The sequence below is a fragment of the Pseudomonas koreensis genome, from assembly GCF_036668835.1.
GTDB classification, from domain to species: Bacteria; Pseudomonadota; Gammaproteobacteria; order Pseudomonadales; family Pseudomonadaceae; genus Aquipseudomonas; species Aquipseudomonas koreensis_I.
The window spans coordinates 325119-343128 of record NZ_JAZEVW010000001.1; the positions used below are offsets into that span (position 1 = coordinate 325119).

The 18010-nt window shown below is 60.0% G+C and carries 22 protein-coding genes; 8 read left to right on the forward strand and 14 right to left on the reverse strand.

What is annotated here, in order from left to right; all coding sequences use genetic code 11:
• Nucleotides 1-205: 205 nt before the first annotated feature.
• The 7 genes from V6F91_RS01310 to V6F91_RS01340 all read right to left on the reverse strand — a co-directional run bounded on the left by V6F91_RS01310 (nt 206) and on the right by V6F91_RS01340 (nt 5656).
• Nucleotides 206-553: a ribonuclease E inhibitor RraB gene (locus V6F91_RS01310; protein WP_007960698.1), complete on the reverse strand. Its 348-nt coding sequence runs from the start codon at nt 551-553 to the stop codon at nt 206-208.
• Between the two features lie 211 nt (nt 554-764).
• Nucleotides 765-998: a hypothetical protein gene (locus V6F91_RS01315; RefSeq protein ID WP_093103157.1), complete on the reverse strand. Its 234-nt coding sequence runs from the start codon at nt 996-998 to the stop codon at nt 765-767.
• A 205-nt stretch (nt 999-1203) separates the two neighbouring features.
• Entirely contained in the window at nt 1204-2079 is an 876-nt protein-coding gene (gene speE / locus V6F91_RS01320; RefSeq protein WP_090282513.1) for a polyamine aminopropyltransferase, read from the reverse strand.
• Nucleotides 2080-2321: 242 nt separating this feature from the next.
• Nucleotides 2322-2513 carry a PLDc N-terminal domain-containing protein gene (locus V6F91_RS01325; RefSeq protein ID WP_090282512.1) on the reverse strand — a complete coding sequence of 64 codons (192 nt, stop codon included), beginning with the start codon at nt 2511-2513 and terminating at the stop codon, nt 2322-2324.
• A gap of 72 nt (nt 2514-2585) precedes the next feature.
• Complete coding sequence (locus tag V6F91_RS01330; protein WP_332761762.1) at nt 2586-3116, reverse strand: hypothetical protein; 531 nt, start codon at nt 3114-3116, stop codon at nt 2586-2588.
• 86 nt (nt 3117-3202) lie between these two features.
• Entirely contained in the window at nt 3203-3721 is a 519-nt protein-coding gene (locus V6F91_RS01335) for an ankyrin repeat domain-containing protein (protein ID WP_332761764.1), read from the reverse strand.
• A 96-nt stretch (nt 3722-3817) separates the two neighbouring features.
• On the reverse strand, nt 3818-5656 hold the full coding sequence (locus tag V6F91_RS01340) for a long-chain-acyl-CoA synthetase (protein ID WP_332761766.1): 1839 nt from the start codon (nt 5654-5656) through the stop codon (nt 3818-3820).
• A 383-nt stretch (nt 5657-6039) separates the two neighbouring features.
• On the opposite strand from V6F91_RS01340, the gene V6F91_RS01345 reads away from it, so the two are divergent.
• A complete protein-coding gene (locus V6F91_RS01345; protein ID WP_016773780.1) occupies nt 6040-6318 on the forward strand; it encodes a DUF3509 domain-containing protein in 279 nt (92 codons plus the stop codon).
• 111 nt (nt 6319-6429) lie between these two features.
• Here V6F91_RS01345 and mtnC read toward each other — a convergent pair whose 3' ends face one another.
• The 5 genes from mtnC to aroC all read right to left on the reverse strand — a co-directional run bounded on the left by mtnC (nt 6430) and on the right by aroC (nt 10645).
• Complete coding sequence (mtnC, locus tag V6F91_RS01350; protein ID WP_332761768.1) at nt 6430-7113, reverse strand: acireductone synthase; 684 nt, start codon at nt 7111-7113, stop codon at nt 6430-6432.
• A 4-nt stretch (nt 7114-7117) separates the two neighbouring features.
• On the reverse strand, nt 7118-7663 hold the full coding sequence (locus V6F91_RS01355; RefSeq protein WP_332761770.1) for an acireductone dioxygenase: 546 nt from the start codon (nt 7661-7663) through the stop codon (nt 7118-7120).
• A gap of 90 nt (nt 7664-7753) precedes the next feature.
• Nucleotides 7754-8380, reverse strand: a complete 627-nt coding sequence (locus V6F91_RS01360) for a methylthioribulose 1-phosphate dehydratase (RefSeq protein WP_332761772.1) — start codon at nt 8378-8380, stop codon at nt 7754-7756.
• Entirely contained in the window at nt 8377-9522 is a 1146-nt protein-coding gene (locus tag V6F91_RS01365; protein ID WP_332761774.1) for an MFS transporter, read from the reverse strand. Before V6F91_RS01365 ends, V6F91_RS01360 begins: the two co-directional genes overlap by 4 nt.
• Nucleotides 9523-9553: 31 nt before the next feature.
• Complete coding sequence (gene aroC / locus V6F91_RS01370; RefSeq protein ID WP_332761776.1) at nt 9554-10645, reverse strand: chorismate synthase; 1092 nt, start codon at nt 10643-10645, stop codon at nt 9554-9556.
• 130 nt (nt 10646-10775) lie between these two features.
• On the opposite strand from aroC, the gene V6F91_RS01375 reads away from it, so the two are divergent.
• Complete coding sequence (locus V6F91_RS01375) at nt 10776-11729, forward strand: alpha/beta hydrolase (RefSeq protein ID WP_332761778.1); 954 nt, start codon at nt 10776-10778, stop codon at nt 11727-11729.
• A 99-nt stretch (nt 11730-11828) separates the two neighbouring features.
• On the forward strand, nt 11829-12620 hold the full coding sequence (locus V6F91_RS01380; protein WP_332761780.1) for a hypothetical protein: 792 nt from the start codon (nt 11829-11831) through the stop codon (nt 12618-12620).
• 113 nt (nt 12621-12733) lie between these two features.
• On the opposite strand, the gene prmB is transcribed toward V6F91_RS01380, so the two are convergent.
• On the reverse strand, nt 12734-13642 hold the full coding sequence (prmB, locus tag V6F91_RS01385) for a 50S ribosomal protein L3 N(5)-glutamine methyltransferase (protein ID WP_332761782.1): 909 nt from the start codon (nt 13640-13642) through the stop codon (nt 12734-12736).
• Between the two features lie 239 nt (nt 13643-13881).
• Between prmB and V6F91_RS01390 the strand changes: the two genes are divergently transcribed.
• From V6F91_RS01390 to V6F91_RS01410, 5 genes are all read left to right on the forward strand, one after another.
• Nucleotides 13882-14472 (forward strand): cysteine hydrolase family protein, encoded by a 591-nt coding sequence (locus tag V6F91_RS01390; protein ID WP_332761785.1) that lies wholly within the window; start codon nt 13882-13884, stop codon nt 14470-14472.
• A gap of 130 nt (nt 14473-14602) precedes the next feature.
• Nucleotides 14603-14923 (forward strand): hypothetical protein, encoded by a 321-nt coding sequence (locus V6F91_RS01395; RefSeq protein WP_007914024.1) that lies wholly within the window; start codon nt 14603-14605, stop codon nt 14921-14923.
• 74 nt (nt 14924-14997) lie between these two features.
• Nucleotides 14998-15555, forward strand: coding sequence for a Smr/MutS family protein (locus tag V6F91_RS01400; protein WP_208938083.1), 558 nt, complete (start codon nt 14998-15000; stop codon nt 15553-15555).
• A gap of 79 nt (nt 15556-15634) precedes the next feature.
• The gene (gene folE / locus V6F91_RS01405) at nt 15635-16180 is read left to right on the forward strand and encodes a GTP cyclohydrolase I FolE (protein WP_003236739.1); all 546 of its coding nucleotides are present in this window, start codon (nt 15635-15637) and stop codon (nt 16178-16180) included.
• A 104-nt stretch (nt 16181-16284) separates the two neighbouring features.
• Nucleotides 16285-16656, forward strand: a complete 372-nt coding sequence (locus V6F91_RS01410; RefSeq protein WP_332761789.1) for a glutathione S-transferase N-terminal domain-containing protein — start codon at nt 16285-16287, stop codon at nt 16654-16656.
• Between the two features lie 164 nt (nt 16657-16820).
• Here V6F91_RS01410 and V6F91_RS01415 read toward each other — a convergent pair whose 3' ends face one another.
• Complete coding sequence (locus V6F91_RS01415; protein WP_332761791.1) at nt 16821-17987, reverse strand: PLP-dependent aminotransferase family protein; 1167 nt, start codon at nt 17985-17987, stop codon at nt 16821-16823.
• Between the last annotated feature and the right edge of the window lie 23 nt (nt 17988-18010).

The window sequence follows — 18010 nt, forward strand, 5'->3', positions numbered from 1 at the left end:
ACTGACCTGGACTGCTCCGGCAGCCCGCCTGCTGCAGCCCGCAAGGGTTTCAGTGCGTATTGCTCTTCCCTTTTAGCCACCCTCTCCGGTGGCTTTTTTTTGCCCCGGATTCTTGTTTCAGGGTTTTGCCATAGCGTATGCGCAGGGCACAAACGACAACGGCCGACCCAAAGGTCAGCCGTTGCGCAACAAGCCTTGCAAGCGATCAGTTCAAACGGTGGCGGTTGCGCACCTCCTGCTTGACGCCCCAACCTTCGATGATGCCGCCCAGCGGTTCGACCACGGCGGAGAAGCCCTGCTCGAAATCACCGATATCGTCATAGGTCGCGTACATGACCTTGCTCAGTTCCAGCGACCAGGCGCCGTCATCGCGCGCACTGACCTGGGCATTGATGGATTCACCGCGAAACTTGCCTGCCGCCCTGCGCGCCCGCTCCTCGTCCGGGAAAATGGCGTAGAACTCGATGGGATGAAATCTTGAAAAATCGAAACCGCCTTCTTTCATGCGGCGCAGAACATTGCTGCTGATGTCTTCTTGATAGGCTGTGCTCATGAATCGTCCCCCTCGCATAGATGGATAGACTTTCCGTATTCCCGCCCCGGGCCTGTGGCCTAAGTACGTCGACAACGCTGCGGTTGTACGCGGGAACAAGCATGTAGCTGACAAGACCAGACCTTAGCGATCCATTCGCTGATCTCCCCTGCAGAGTAGCCGCAAGAGAGCGGCGCTGCCAAGGCCTGGTTTACGAGATGACAGGAAGTGTTCAGATTGGCGTGATGCTGCGGATCTCGATGCCGTTCTGGGTCTTGAGGTTTTTAACGCCAGCATCGGCGGTGCGTCCTTCCAGATCGTTCAGATCCAGTTGGGCAGCCACCGGAAGGAGCCTTTCCTTGATCAGCCGGGCGGCTTCATCGTCGGTCGGGCATTCCTCACGTTCGAAGATTTCATCAACGATTTCACCATGATCATCCACGAAAGTGACTTTCCACTTTTGCATCAGTGCCTCCTCGATCAACCCGTAGATGGGCTTACCTCTATCTGGACGTTTTGCCGCGATAGTTGGTTCAAAAGGATTACACAGCGCGTAACGCAGTGTGGGAGCGAGCCTGCTCGCGAAGGCGGTGTGTCAGATAAATATTTCTGTCTGATCCACAGCTTTCGCGAGCAGGCTCGCTCCCACAGAGGGACGGCGCGGGGATGTGTCAGTTATTGCCCGGCTTGTTGATCGCCTGCAGCACGTATTGTGGCAAGGCGAACGCGCCGATGTGGATTTCCGGGTTGTAGTAGCGAGTGACGATGCCGCTGCCGATGAAACGCTGTTGCAGGGTTTCACGGCTGAGTTTGCGGTAGGCCGGGTTGGTCGAGCCCCACGCGAAGGTCATCGAACCGCCGATGTAGGTCGGCACCGCCGCTTGATAGAAATGCCAGTCCGGGAACAGGCTGTTGAGGCGACCGGCAGTGGTTTTCACTTCGTCGATCTGCATGAACGGCGTGCCGTTCTGAGTGACCAGAATGCCGCCCTCGTTGAGGCAGCGGTGGCAGGCCTGATAGAAGTTCTCCGAAAACAGCACTTCGCCCGGGCCGATCGGGTCGGTGGAGTCGGAGATGATCACGTCGAATTTTTCCGTGGTGGTGGCGACGAAACGCATGCCGTCGTCGATCACCAGATTCAGGCGTGGATCGTCATAGGCGCCGGCGGAATGGTTCGGTAGAAACTCTTTGCACATGTCGACCACGGTGCCGTCGATTTCGACCATGGTGATGTGTTCAACGCCAGCGTGCTTGGTCACTTCGCGCAGCATGCCGCCATCACCGCCACCGATGATCAGCACACGTTTGGCGCTGCCATGGGCGAGGATCGGCACGTGAGTGAGCATTTCGTGGTAGATGAATTCGTCGGCTTCGGTGGTCTGGATCACGCCGTCCAGCGCCATCACCCGGCCCATGCGCGGGTTCTGGAAAATCACCAGATGCTGGTGTTCGGTGCGCACTTCGTGCAGCAGTTTTTCCATGCGAAAACGCTGGCCGTAGCCTTCGTAGAGGGTTTCCAGGTACTCGCTGGTTTTGGTGACGGTCATGGTCAAGTGCTCCGATGAAATGCGCGGGCGCCAATCGTGGGGGACGATTGCCCGGGAAAGGCGCGCATTCTACGTTGCCGAAGATGACAGGTCGAACCTCACTTCACCGTCGGAGCACAATCCTTTGTAGGAGTGAGCCTGCTCGCGAAAGCGGAGCATCAGTTGCCGGGGATGGCGACTGACACAACGTCTTCGCGAGCAGGCTCGCTCCCACAGGGATGACCGTGTGATCGAAAATCAGGTCAGACCCGCACATTGCCCCGCGGTCCGGCAATCGCCCAGATGATCAGGCCCAGCACCGGCAGGAGGATGATCAGCAGCACCCAGACGATTTTCATTCCGGTGGACGCGCCGCTTTTCAGCACATTAATGATGGCCCAGATGTCGAGGGCAAGAATGATCAGGCCGATCAGACCGTTGAACGTGGAACCCATAATGTCGCTCCAGAATAGTGGCATGCACTTCTAGGATAGACGGCCCGGCGCAGGGTTCCGTTTTATTGCGAATCAGACGTGAACGGCGACCTTCAACGCTTCGAGTGCCGGTACAGCGCTGATGCCGACTTCGCTGCACAACTCCAGTACGCGCGGCAGGTCGTTGCCGTAGACCAGTACCATTTGCAGTTCGTCGTCAAGCAACTGACTGAAGTTCATCAGCGTGTAGCCGCCGTTCTCCTTGTTCAGGCTGCTCATCTGCACCTGAATGCGATTGAGCGCGGTCAAGGCTTCGGTCTTGGCCAGTTGCTTGGGCTTGAGGTTGAAATCCACACCGGGGCCGAACGAGGCGACGATTTGCGCGAACAGATCAACGTAGCTGTCAGCCTGGAACAACACGGTTTCGGGCAGGCTGCCAACCACCACCCATTCGCCCAAAGGAATCGGGAAAGTGTCGTCGTAGTTGACGTCCGGGTTGGCTGTCAGAAAGGCGTCGGCATCGGCGTAGGCTTGCGCCGCTTCGTCAGCCACTTTCAGGATCTCGTCCTCGCCCATGCAGCCGGAGCTGATTTTGCTGATGAGTTCGACGAGTGCGGCTTTCATGAGGGCGGATCCTGTGGCGAAGGGAGATTTCAAGGGCGCGCAGGATAGCGCATTCTCTGCTTCTCCACAGTCCGGCGGGGCGGATTTCAGCCCAACAGCTTCTCAAGCTGCGCGGTGGTGTCGACCGCGCCCATGGTGCGTGCAGCGTCCAGCGCGGTGACGCCATTGGCGTCCTTGGCCTTGGGATCGGCGCCCTTGCTGATCAGGTAGTCGACGATTTCCACGCGATTGAACATCGCCGCCATCATCAATGCAGTACGGCCATCAAAGGACGACCCTTCGATTTCGGCACCCGCCTCAACCAACGCTTTGACCACCGCCAGATCGCCTTTGAACGCGGCACCGGCAATCGGGCTCTGGCCATTGCCATTGCGCATTTCCGGATCAGCCTTGTGCTTGAGCAGCACGTTCACGGCATCGACATGGCCGTAGTAGCTGGCGAGCATCAGCAAGGTGTCGCCCTTGCTGTTTTTCAGGTTCACCGGCAAACCGGCCGTCACCAGGCGATCAAGCATTTGGGCATCACCGTCACGCGCCTTGTTGAAGACCTGCTCGGTGAATTCGGCAGCTTCTTCCGGGGTCATCTGGCGGCTTTGGTCGGACATGGGGCAACTCCACTTCGGTCAATCGGAAAGCCGACAGTTTCCAGAGGCAGACGAAAACTGTCACCCCCTTTTTCCAAAGTGCAGCGATAGCCGAAATCAATAACGGTGTTTGCCCTCGAGAATTTCCGCCAGCACCTGCTCGGTGACTCGGCTGTAAGTCTGCGTGCCGGGTAGCCACGCATAAATCGGATCGCCACCCGTTTGGCCAGGGTCGAAGCCTTCATTCTTCAGGCGGGTTTTCTGGTATTTGAAGGTGCCGGTGGTTTCCATTTTCACTTTGACCCGCAGGAACAATGGCACCGCATAGGGCGGCAGGCGTTCGCGGGCGAAGCCCAGCAGCTCGGCGAAATCCAGCGTCGCCAGAGATTCCGCTGGAGTGATTGCCGCCATCCCGGCGCGGCCGTTGGTGTTGGGGATTTCCACGCCGTACGCCACCGCCTCGGAGATGTGCGGGTGTTGCAGCAGAAGATTTTCGACCTCGGTGGTCGAGACGTTCTCGCCCTTCCAGCGATAGGTGTCACCGAGGCGATCGACAAACTGCGCATGGCCGAAACCGATATTGCGCAGCAGATCGCCGGTGTTGAAATAGCGGTCACCCTTGTTGAACACGTCTTGCAGCACGACCCGGGCAGTCTTCTGCGGATCGGTATAACCGTCCAGCGGGGCTTTTTCGTCGATCCGCGCCAGCAACAGCCCCTCCTCGCCCTTGTCGACCTTGCGCATGAAACCATCGGCGCTGCGCAGCGGCTCACCGCTGTCGTGATCGTAGGCCACCAGTTCCCAGGTCATTAGCGAGAAACCGATGGTGTTGTCGAAGTTGAGCACGTTGGTGAAGCCGATATTGCCGTCGCTCGCCGCGTATAGCTCGCAGATGTGCTCAACGGCAAAACGGCTCTTGAACTCGGCCCAGGCACCCGGGCGCAAGCCATTGCCGATCATCTTGCGTACGTCGTGGCGACTGTCGTCGGCACTCAACGGTTGATCGACCAGATAGCGGCACAACTCGCCGACGTAGCCGATGGTGGTCGCGCCATAGCGGCGCACGTCGTTCCAGAACTGACTGGCGCTGAATTTGCGCCGGATCGCAAAACCCGCGGCGCCGTTGACCGCCGAACCCCAACACACGCAAAGACCGGTGGCGTGGTACAGCGGCAAGGTGCAATAGACGACGTCGTCAGGGCTCATGTCGAGCGCGATCATGCCGAAACTGGCGGAGCTGCGCATCCAGCGCCCATGCTTGAACACCCCGGCCTTGGGCAGGCCGGTGGTGCCGGAGGTGTAGATGTAGAAACACGGATCGTTGCAGAAAATCTGCTGGCTGCTCGGCGGATTGTCGCTGCTGGCATCGGCGCTGGCGCTGATCAGATTGATATGGCCTTCAGGCGCGATGCCCGGATGATTGAAGGTGTCCTGATCGGCCACGAACCAGGTGCGTTGCGCCGCAATCAACACGTGCTCGCGGACCGCGGCAAAGGCTGGCAGCAACTCTTCGCCGACCACGATCGCCACCGGAGCGACCAGGTTGATACTGTGAATCAGCGTATCGCGGGTCTGGGCGGTATTGAGCAAGGCACTGACCGCGCCGACCTTGGCCAGCGCCAGAATGGTAACCAGCAATTCCGGGCGGTTCTCGATGAACACCGCGACCACGTCGCCCTTGCCGATGCCCTGCCCGCTTAGATAGTGGGCGATGCGATTGGCCCATTGATTGACCTGCGCATAAGTCAGCCGCACATCGCCCTGCATCAACGCCGGGCCGTCGGGGTTGCGCAGCGTCGCTTGTTCGAACGTCCAGCCAAGACCACAGCTCTGCGTCGGGTCCGTGACGTTGGCCACCTTCATGCCCTTGACCACCCGCGGGATGGCTTTGGCAATCATCGGCAGCTTGCGGAGCATCATGCCCCAGGTAATCGTGTCGCTTGGCGCGTGACGCATGGAAGCTCCCCGTTCGACCTTGGCTGGCCGATGTTTTTATTGTCGGGCATGGCTTGAAGCAACCGGCGCATTCGAACGCGGGTCGAGCTTGAAAATACGTCAGCGCTTCGCGGGCTGTACACGCGGTTTTTGCAATGTTTTGTATCCGCCGGTCACGCGGCCACCGCGAGGATCTTCACTCCGGCATTTGGTTCCATGGTGCCAGGAATAATCCCGCAAAATGCAGGATGCACGATGGCCATTCATGCAGTTTGCACGACGATCATAAATTGATATCTTCGCAACCAATTGTTTTTAAAGCATTTTTAAAAAGAGTAATGCTGGCACAAACGCTGCAACCTCCTATGCATGCTTGCCATTCAAGTACATACGGAGCTGATGACATGAGCCTGATTCAAGAAAAATTTACATCGCTTTTCTCCAACTACGAAGTCAGCACTGCCCCACGTCCTGACGGTGGCATCCTGCTCACTCTGCGTAGCAGCGACGGCAAAGTCTTCAAACGCGCACTCTCGTATCAGCAACTCCACGCTGGCGACCAACTGTCGTGGGCGATCAGTGCGATCCGTCGTGATCTGGCCGAACAAGCCAGTGAGCTGCCGCAAATTGCAATGCTGCAGAGCCAGCAGCGTTTTGCTTTGCCGACGTATCACTCGCTGTAATTTGCTTTAAACAAAAACAGGCCGTGGAGCATGCGCTTCACGGCCTGTTTGTTTTTATCCACCACAAAACCCTGTGGGCCAGCCTGCTGGCTTCCACATTGAGCTGTGTATTTAGAAGGCTTCCGGTTCGATGCCGGTGAAGCTGTCGACCGTGATGTGGCTTCCCAGCTCCCCGCCTTCACGCGCCAGGCCGCAGGTCTGCAGGCCAGCAGCTTGCGCAGCGTCCAGTTCTTCGACGATGTCCGAAAGAAACAGAATCTCCTCAGGCGCCACGCCCAGCGCTTGCTGGATGTTGGCGTAGGACTGCGCCTCGCGCTTGCCGCCCGAGGTGGTGTCGAAGTAACCGCTGAACAGCGGCGTCAGATCCCCCGCCTCCGAGCAACCGAAAATCAGCTTCTGCGCCTGAATCGAGCCGGATGAGTAAACAAACAGTTGATAACCGGCTTGATGCCAACGTTGCAGAGCTTCAACGGCATCCGCGTAAACATGCCCCTTCAACTGCCCGGCGTGATACCCCTCGGCCCAGACCATGCCCTGCAAGGCCTTGAGCGGCGTGGCCTTGCGATCTTCGGCAATCCAGCCGAGGAGGATTTCAACAACCCGTTCAATATCCGCGTTCGGCTCGTTGCTGTCACGGCGCACGGCATCGAGTTGTTCGGCGACATCGGCACGCTCGGCGTTCTGGCGCACAAAGTCTGGCAAATGTTTGGCCGCGTACGGGAACAGCACGTCGAAAACGAAACTGACCGCGCTGGTGGTGCCTTCGATATCGGTGAGGATGGCTTTGATCGACACAGGCTCAGTCCTCCAGACGCGGGAAGCGGCCGGCGATGTCTTCGCCGGTGAAATTGGCAACCCAGCCTTCCGGGTTGTTGAACAGACGGATCGCCACAAAGTGCGGATGCTCGCCCATGTCGAACCAGTGCTTGGTGCCCGCCGGAACCGAGATCAGATCGTTCTTCTCGCAAAGCACCGCATAGACGTAATCGTCGATGTGCAGGGTAAACAAGCCACGGCCAGCAACGAAAAATCTGACTTCGTCTTCGCCGTGCCGATGCTCTTCGAGAAACCTGGCGCGCAATTCGGCTTTTTGCGGATGATCGCTGTTCAGGCTGATCACATCGACGGTGATGTAGCCACGCTCGGTCATCAGTTGGTCGATCTGCTCTTTATACGCGCTGATCACTTCTTCCTGGCTGGCACCGGGCTGAATCTTCGCCGCGGCTTGCCAGCGGTCGAAGCGCACGCCCTGCTCGGCCAAGGTCGAAGCGATGTCTTCGAAATGGGTCAGCACCTTGTTGGGAATCTCAGGGCTGGAAACGTGGTAAACGGACAGGCTGCTCATGGGCAATTCCTCGGTATCGGCCTTGCCGTCCGGCTCTTGCAGACCGGTCGGGCAGTGTTTTATCAGGCAAACGGGCGGCTTGCGGTGCAGTCAGCCCTGACGGTTCATGACGCTGCGGGCTTTCAACTCGCATTCAAACAGAAATTCAAAGGCCTCGATCTGCCGCAGTGCGTCGCTCATCTGCGCGCCCCAAGTGTACAGGCCGTGGCCGCGGATCAGATAGCCGACGCAATCGGGATGGGCGTCGAGCCAAGGCTGCACCTTGGCGGCGAGGCGCGTAATGTCCTGATCATTGTCGAAAATCGGCACCCGCACCCGTGATTCGTGGGTCGAGATGCCGCTGAAGGCTTTTTGCAGCTCGTAGTCTTCGAACTCGATGAAGTCTTGCGGCGTCAGGCGCGACAGCACGGTGGCATTCACCGAATGGGTGTGCAGCACCGCACCGATTTCCGCGCGCCAGCTATAAAGCTGAGTGTGCAGCAGGGTTTCAGCGGAGGGCTTTTTGCCCGGCTCCAGACTGTTGCCGGAGAGGTCGGTGGCGAGCACATCGTCCACGCCCAACTGGCCCTTGTGCTTGCCCGACACCGTCAGCAGCGCTTCGCTCGGCGACAGGCGCGTCGAATAATTGCTGCTGGTGGCCGGCGACCAGCCGCGACCATAGAGAAAGCGCCCGGCGTCGACAATTTGCTGAGCGAGTTGTTCACGGGTAAGGCTCATGGCCTGTCCTCTTGCATACGTGTGGCAATGATAACGGCCGCGGCGAGCGCCGCGAGACTGGCAATACTGAACGTCAATGTCGCGCCAAGGGCGTTCCAGCTATAGCCGGCATACAGCGCGCCGAGCGCACCGCCGGTGCCGGCCAGCGCTGCATACAGCGCCTGGCCCTGGCCTTGTTGACGTGCGCCGAAGCTACGTTGCACGAACGCGATGGCAGCGGCGTGAAAGCTGCCGAAAGTTGCCGCATGCAGTACTTGGGCAAACAGCAGCACCCAGAGAAATTCGGCAAATGTGCCCAGCAGCACCCAACGCAGCGCCGCCAGCAGAAAACTCACCATCAGCACCCGACGCAGGGAAAACCGCGCCAGAATCCGGCTCATGGCCATGAACATCAGCACCTCGGCCACCACGCCCACCGCCCACAGCATGCCGATCACGCCGCGACTGTAACCGAGTCGCTCAAGGTGCAAGGTCAGAAAGGTGTAATACGGGCCGTGGCTCATTTGCATCAGCGCCACGCAAGCATAAAACGCCAGCACGCCGGGATTACGCAACTGCTTGAGAAAGCCCTCGCCGCCTGGCCGGTTGCCTTGCGGCGGCTGCGCGTTCGGCACCCACAGGCTGCTGAGGACGATGCCGGCCATGATCAACACCAGCGCCGCCGGGTAGATATCCAGGCTCAGCCATTCGAACAGCCGGCCCAGCGCGACCACGGTAATGATGAAACCGATCGAGCCCCACAGGCGGATCTGGCTGTAGCGCGAAGTCTGGCCCTGCAAGTGCGCCAGGGTGATGACTTCGAACTGTGGCAGCACCGCGTGCCAGAAAAACGCATGCAGGGCCATGACCATCGCCAGCCACGCGTAGCTCTTGCTGACGAAAATCAGCGAAAAAGTCAGCAGCGTGCACACCGCGCCAAAGCGCACGATGGCCAGACGCCTGCCGGTGTAGTCACCGAGCCAGCCCCAGATGTTCGGCGCCACGCAGCGCATCAACATCGGGATTGCCACCAGCTCGCCGATGCGCGCCGCGCTGAAGCCGAGATGATCGAAGTATAGCGCCAGAAACGGCGCCGTCGAACCGAGCAAGGCGAAATAGAACAGATAGAAACTGGACAGCCGCCAGTACGGGAGCGCCGCCACGCTCAGGCCGCGGCGCTCGACGAGTCAGCCATCAAAGCTGACCCAGCACCGGAGTGCTCACGCGCACGTCGGCGTTCTGCCCGCGGTGGCGCAGCAGGTGATCCATCAGCACGATGGCCATCATCGCCTCGGCAATCGGCGTGGCACGGATGCCGACACACGGGTCGTGACGGCCCTTGGTGATCACGTCGACCGGGTTGCCGTCAATGTCGATCGAACGGCCCGGGGTAGTAATGCTCGATGTCGGCTTCAACGCCAGATGCGCGACGATCGGCTGACCGGATGAGATACCACCGAGAATGCCGCCAGCGTTGTTGCTGAGAAAACCTTCGGGAGTCATTTCATCGCGGTGCTCGGTGCCGCGCTGGGCGACCGAGGCGAAACCGGCGCCGATTTCCACGCCTTTCACCGCGTTGATGCTCATCAGCGCGTGGGCCAGCTCGGCGTCGAGACGATCGAAAATCGGCTCGCCCAGGCCGGGCATCACACCTTCGGCGACCACTGTGATCTTCGCCCCGACCGAATCCTGATCGCGACGCAACTGGTCCATGTAGGCTTCCAGCTCCGGCACCTTGTCCGGGTCGGGGCTGAAAAAGGCGTTTTCTTCCACCGAATCCCAGGTCTTGAACGGGATTTCGATCGGGCCGAGCTGGCTCATGTAGCCACGAATGACGATGCCCTGGCTGGCCAGGTACTTCTTGGCAATCGCCCCGGCCGCCACGCGCATCGCGGTTTCGCGCGCCGAGCTGCGACCGCCGCCGCGATAATCGCGCTCGCCGTATTTGTGATGGTAGGTGTAGTCGGCGTGGGCCGGGCGGAACAGATCCTTGATTGCCGAGTAGTCCTTGGACTTCTGGTCGGTGTTTCGGATCAACAGGCCGATCGAGCAACCGGTGGTGCGTCCTTCGAACACGCCGGAGAGGATTTCGACTTCATCGGCTTCCTGACGCTGGGTGGTATGGCGGCTGGTGCCCGGCTTGCGGCGATCGAGGTCGCGTTGCAGGTCTTCCAGAGAAATCTCCAGGCCCGGCGGGCAGCCGTCGACAATGGCGACCAACGCCGGACCATGGCTTTCGCCAGCGGTGGTGACAGTGAACAACTTGCCGTAGGTATTGCCGGACATGCAGGACGCTCCGTGAAATCAAACCCGAATTCTTGATGCGCGCCAGTATACGCAGGCTAACCGAGTAGTTCATCCTCGAACCTTGGCGGTGTTGGCGAGTCCAACCGGCACCTTGGCGAATGATGGCGTGATGATGCTGCGAGTTTTGATCTTGAGTCTTACCCTGTTCACGGGCTTTGCCCAAGCGACGGTCCTGCAACGGCCAATGACTTTGACTACGGGCAGCGGCGACCTTTTCGGTTCACTGTTGCTGCCAAAGTCTGACAGCCCGGTGCCGGTTGTCCTGATCATTTCCGGCTCCGGTCCTACCGATCGTGACGGCAACAACCCCGACGGCGGGCGCAACGACAGCTTGAAACGGCTGGCGTGGGTGCTGGCCAAACACAACATCGCCAGCGTGCGTTACGACAAACGCGGAGTGGCCGCGAGCCTCGCCGCGACGCCGGACGAGCGCAATCTGTCGGTGGAGGCTTACGCGGCGGATGCCGTGGCGTGGGGGCAGAAGCTCAAGGCCGACCCGCGTTTCGGCCCGCTGATCGTGCTTGGTCACAGCGAAGGTGCGCTGATCGCCAGCCTTGCCGCGCCGGAACTTGATGCGGCGGCGGTGATTTCCCTGTCCGGCAGCGCTCGACCGGTCGATCAGGTGATCCGCGAACAACTGGCGCGCAGCCTGCCGCCGCCGCTGATGCTGCGCAGCAATGAACTGCTCGACAGCCTCAAGGCCGGGCGCACCGATGACAATGTGCCGCAACCGTTGCAGGTGATTTTCCGCCCGAGCGTGCAGCCGTACCTGATTTCGCTGTTCCGCCAGGACCCCGCCAAAGCCTTCGCGCAGTTGCAGATGCCGGCGCTGATCGTTCAGGGCAGCAATGACATTCAGGTCGGCACCGAAGATGCGAAGCTGCTCAAGGCCGCCAAACCGGATGCGCAACTGGTGGTGATTGAAGGCATGAACCACGTGCTGCGCATCGTGCACAACGACATGAAACGGCAGCTGGCCTCGTACAAGGACCCGAATTTGCCACTGGCTGCCGAGCTTGGTGCGGCGATTCTCGGTTTTATTGACGGACTTCGCACCCGTTAACCGCTGTTTACCCTCCAGTCCTTGAAAAAACGGCCGATAAGCCTTTGTCGCCAGCGCAACGGCTGGTGACAAGCAGGGCATGGACAGGATCGCGCCGTTATGACTGATACCCAGACTTCACCCGACACCACCGCTGAAAAAGACGCACCGCCAGCGGTCGAGCTGCCGTGGGCGGATGTTCACGCCGAGCACCACAAGATGCTCCGCCTGGCGCCGCTGCAGACCGATCGCCACACCGGCGGGCGGCCGCTGCGCTTCGTCGAATTCGGTTACGCCGAGCGTCACAGCAAAGAACACAGCCTGATGCGCATGGCGATCAAACTGCCCGGCCAGCGCGTGCGCAAGGAACAGAACCACCTCGACGTGTGGGCCGACCACAGCACCAAGCGTGTGCGTTTCAGCCCCGACAGCGGCTTGCAGATCGAACCGCTGAACCGCGGCATCGGCCGTTTCATCGCCGCTCAAGGCATCAACTGGGCGAAAAAACGCTGGCCCGGCTACACCGTCGACGGCATGGATCTGAACAACAAGGACGCGCTGAACGAAGACACGCGTCTGCGTCGCGATCACTTTTTGCGGGTACACGGTTTCGATGTGACGTATGCCGATGCCCAGCACCTCAAAGGCAGTATCAAGACCGTGCAGGTCGGTGATCTGCTCGGCGACTGGAACAGCGAAAAGCTGCAGGTCGTCGAAATTCTTGAAGCAGCGCAGATGCTCCAGCAGGCCGAGCAGAATCTGGCCGAGCAGGAAGTGAAGCTGAAAAAGCAGGAAGAGAAAGTCAGCAAGTTCAAGCGTGAAGACGCCGGGTTGCGCTTCACCATTACCTGTCTGGTGGCGTTTGCGGTGTTTCAGGCGGGGCTGCTGATCTGGATTGCTACGCACCGGTAAAGGTTTCAGACCGAGGCGCGGCCATTCGCGAGCAGGCTCGCTCCCACCCTGGAATGCATTTCCCTGTGGGAGCGAGCCGGCTCCGGGCGGCGTTCCGACGAAGCTTTTAGCCTTTAGACGCGGGAAGCGAACAAGGCCTGATGCGCGCGGCACTGCTCGGCCGTCAGCATGAACACACCATGCCCGCCGCGGGCGAATTCCAGCCAGGCGAAATCCACTTCCGGGTACAGCGCCTCGACATGCACCTGGCTGTTACCGACCTCAACAATCAGCAAGCCCTTCTCGGTCAGGTGATCCGCCGCTTCAGCGAGCATGCGCCGCACCAGGTTCAAGCCATCATCGCCACAGGCCAAGCCCAGCTCAGGTTCATGCTGATATTCGTCCGGCATGTCGGCGAAATCTTCCGCGTCCACGTAAGGCGGGTTCGACACGATCAGGTCGAAACGCTGTCCTGGCAACCCATCGAAACCATCGCCCTGCACGGTATAGACGCGCTCGTCGACGCCATGGCGCTCGATATTCTGATTGGCCACTTCCAGCGCTTCGAACGACAGATCTGCCAACACTACTTCAGCATTCTGAAATTCGTAGGCGCAGGCGATACCGATGCAACCGGAACCGGTGCACAGGTCAAGAATCCGCGCCGGTTCGCTACCGAGCCACGGTGCAAAGCGGTTCTCGATCAACTCGCCAATCGGCGAACGCGGAATCAACACGCGATCATCGACGATAAACGACATGCCGCAGAACCACGCTTCGCCCAGCAGGTACGCGGTAGGAATGCGTTCTTCGATGCGGCGCTTGAGCAGGCGCTGCAGGTTGACCAGTTCGTCGTCTTCCAGTGCGCAATCGAGGTAGCTGTCGGCGATTTCCCATGGCAGGTGCAGCGCACCCAGCACCAGTTGCCGGGCTTCGTCCCAGGCATTGTCGGTGCCATGGCCGAAAAACAGATCCTCCCCATGGAAGCGGCTGACGGCCCAACGGATATGGTCGCGCAGGGTACGAAGTCGGGAAGTGATCACGGGGCAGAACTCCTGAAAAAACGACTGGCGATTCTAACAGCCAAAACGCGTGACGACGACGCGGGAAAACCAGCGCGGCGACGGTAGGAGTTTTCTGTTTTTTGCATCAGCTATTGAACAGAACGTGTAACTTGACAAGGCTGCAGGCCAATAACGACGGTGCCTACGATGGTAGCGATTCACAGAAGCGCTCAGCCAGAGGACAATGTCGCAAAAGCCCCACCCCAAGGAGCCCCAGAATGTCCGTTCCAAAAACGATGTTTCAACTCAGCGGTCGCGGTTACGCAGCGGCCACACTGAGTCATGCCACCGTGGTCATCATCGATGCCCAGAAAGAATATCTCAGTGGCCCGCTGGCCCTGAACGGCATGGACGCGGCCGTCGCGAACATCAAACAACTGGTTGCCGCAGCCCGTGCTGCCGGTCGGCCTATCGTGCACGTGCGTCACCTCGGCACCGTCGGTGGCCTGTTCGACCCGCAGGGCGAGCGCGGTGAATTCATCCCCGGCCTGGAGCCGCAGGGTGACGAAACCATCATCGGCAAACTGCTGCCGAGTGCGTTTCACGGCACCGAATTGCTCGACCGCTTGCAGAATCTGGGTTCGCTGGATCTGATCGTCTGCGGTTTCATGAGCCACTCCAGCGTCAGCACCACCGTGCGTGCAGCGAAGAATCTGGGTTTTCGCTGCACCCTGGTCGAAGACGCCTGCGCCACCCGCGACTTGCCATTCAAGGGCGGCGTGCTCAAAGCCGAGCAAGTGCAGGAAGCCGAAATGGCGATCATGGCGGACAACTTCGCCACCCTCGCCCTGACGCAAGACCTGATCTGATCTGCGCGGATGAGCGGCTTGCGGCGCCGCTCATCCATTAAGCCCGCTGATTTGCCGCAAATGCCATAGCCTCAGGAACAACCCGGTCAACTCCCGGTCGAAGGGCCGATACCCATTGAGGAAGGTCGGAATGAAGTTATCCGATGGATTTGACGCACGCCGCTTGCGGCCCAAAGGCCAAAGCAACTGGCGTTTTCGATTCGGTGCTGCGATCGCCGCCATTCTGGCGACGTTCGGCGTGCTGCTGGCGATGGCCGGGGCGGCCAGCCTGCTCGGGCGCCCGCCGGCGCTGGGCGACCTGAACGCCACGCCGATGGGCTCGGCAATCATTCTGGCGGTCGGTCTGCTGTTTCTGTATTTCGGTGTAGCCCTGTGGCGCCGCTGCCGCCGTCGCGCACGGCAATCGCGGGAACTGAACATGTCCCCGCACCTGATGAAAAAACACGACTGATTCAATGGCCTGGCTTTTTGCCGGGCCGTTTTGTTTCGACTTGGGTAAACTGGCCGCCCTTCGCGGAGGCTGACATGCAAGACGACGATTTTTCCCTGTTCAAAAGTGCCATCCAAGGCGTCAAGCCGATCAAGCACGACCGCGCCGACACCGGCAAACCCAAGGCTGACCGCGCGCAGATCGCCAAATTGCGCCAGTCCGCCACCGTGCGCAGCGACACCACCATCATTGACGGCCTGTCCGACCAGTTCGTGATCGACGTCGGCCCGGAAGACGAGTTGATGTGGGCGCGCGACGGGGTGCAGGAAAGTCAGATGCGCAAGCTCAAGATCGGCCAGATCCCGTTCGAAGGCAGCCTCGACCTGCATGGCATGAGCGTGGAAAAGGCCCGGGAAACCCTTTGGGCTTTTCTTGCCGAAGCGACCAGATTTGAAATCCGCTGCGTGCGCGTGACCCACGGCAAGGCTGTGCGCCTCGATGGCAAGCGGCCGATGATCAAAAGCCACGTCAACACCTGGCTGCGCCAGCATGCGCAGGTCCTCGGATTCTGCTCCTGCCAGGCAAAACACGGCGGCGCCGGCGCGGTTTACGTGATGCTCAAACGCACCATGATGGAAGGCCGCGACGAATAATCGCGTCACACCGAACTTGCAGGGTTGTGTCCGCCGCCGTACCCTTGCCGCTTGCGAAAATCCCCCCACAGGTAGTTTCATGTCCCTGGAACAGAATTACACCGCGATTCTCGGCCAACTGGGCGAGGACGTCTCCCGCGAGGGCCTGCTCGACACGCCAAAGCGTGCCGCCAAAGCCATGCAGTACCTCTGCCGCGGTTATGAACAGACGCTCGAAGAGGTCACCAACGGTGCCCTGTTCAGCTCCGACAACAGCGAAATGGTGCTGGTCAAGGACATCGAGCTGTATTCGTTGTGCGAACACCACCTGCTGCCGTTCATCGGCAAGGCGCATGTGGCCTACATCCCGAGCGGCAAGGTGCTGGGCCTGTCCAAGGTTGCGCGGATCGTCGACATGTACGCTCGCCGCCTGCAGATTCAGGAAAACCTCAGCCGTCAGATCGCCGATGCCGTGTTGCAGGTGACCGGGGCGCTGGGCGTGGCCGTGGTGATCGAGGCCAAGCACATGTGCATGATGATGCGTGGTGTGGAGAAGCAGAACTCGTCGATGATCACCTCGGTGATGCTCGGTGAATTCCGCGAAAACGCCGCGACCCGCAGCGAATTCCTCAGCCTCATCAAGTAATTCGCTACAGCAAGAAAACCGGCTTCCATCGCCGGTTTTTTTTCGCCCGTGAAAAATCGGGTAAGCTGCGCGCCTTTCTCAATTCGCACCGTGAGGCTTTCAACGTGTTCGTCAAAGCGCTTCGTGTCGGCCTCGGCCAACTGGTTATCTTCATCGACTTCATCACCCGCCCGGGCAAGCAACAACGCTCCGCCGCTGCTCAGGCGCAAGTCGACGCCGCTGCCAAGGACCTGACCCTGTATCAATTTCACGCATGCCCGTTCTGCGTGAAGACCCGCCGCACCCTGCGTCGCCTGAATGTACCGGTGGCGCTCAAAGATGCAAAGAACAACGAACAGGACCGGCAGACGCTGCTGGAACAGGGCGGCCGCATCAAGGTGCCTTGCCTGCGTATTGAAGAGAATGGCCAGACGACCTGGATGTATGAATCCAAGGCGATTATTGATTATCTGGACAAGCGCTTCGCTGCGGTCTGATGGTTGGGCGGAGTTGCTGATGGCCCCATCGCTGGCAAGCCAGCTCCCACATTGATCTATGGCGTTCAAAAAAACTGTGGGAGCTGGCTTGCCAGCGATGAGGCCTTCCCAGGCACCACAAATTCTGGACAAAAATAAACCGGCCCTCGAGCCGGTTTGTTTTTTTACGCCGCTTTATCGATCTGCGCTTGCCGAATCACCGCCGCCAATCTCTTGAGCCCTTCATCCAGCCGCGCCGGGTCGATGTGGCTGAAGTTCAGGCGCAGATGCCCAAGGTGGTTATCCGGTTCCGGAAAGAACGGCTCGCCCGGCATGAACGCGACATCATTGGCCAAGGCATCGTTAAGCAACGTTCGCGTATCCAGCGGTTGCTTCAGTGTCAGCCAGAAAAACAGCCCGCCCTGCGGCGTTTCCCACTCGGCCAGATCGGCAAAATGTTTCTCCAGCGCCGACTGAAACGCATCGCGCCGCTGCCGGTAGAACCCGCGCAGCTCGCTCAAATGCTGCTGGTACCGGTCACTGCCAATCCATTGCAACGCCTGCCACTGGCCGATGCGGTTGGTGTGCAGATCAGCCGATTGCTTGAGCTTGAGCAGATGCGGGAACAGATCGGGGCTGGCGATCAGATAGCCGACGCGCAACCCCGGCAGCAGGGTTTTCGACACGGTGCCGGTGTAGATCCAACTGGCGGTTTTCAAGCGGCCGGCGATCGGTCTGGCGCTGGCGCCGTCGAACGTCAATTCGCGGTAGGGCTCGTCTTCGATCAACGTCACGCCGAATTCATCGAGCAGCGCGGCGACGGCGGCACGCTTGGCTTCGCTGTAGCGCACGGCGGACGGGTTCTGAAAGGTCGGGATCAGATAGATGAACGCAGGACGATGCTGCTGCAGGCGCTCGCGCAGTTGCGCCAGATTCGGGCCATCGATTTCTTGCGCGACGGCCAGGCAATCGGCGCCGAACAGCTGGAATATCTGCAGCGCGGCGAGATAGGTCGGCGCCTCCAGCAAAATTTCCGTGCCCTTGTCAATGTACAGCTTCGCCGCCAGATCGAGGGTTTGCTGCGAGCCGCTGACCACCAGCACCTGACTCGCCTGGCATTCGAGCCCAAGCGCCCTCGCCTCTGCCGCCAACGCCTCGCGCAACGCCGGTTCGCCTTCGCTCATGCCGTACTGGCCGAGCGACAACGGCATGTCGGCCCACTCGACTTTCGGCAGCTTGGCCTCGGCAGGAAGACCGCCGGCAAACGACATCACCTCGGGACGCTGGGCGGCAGCGAGGATTTCGCGGATCAAAGAGCTTTTAAGGCGCGTGACACGTTCGGAAAAAGCCATGGAAGTCACCGGTAGCGAGGCGT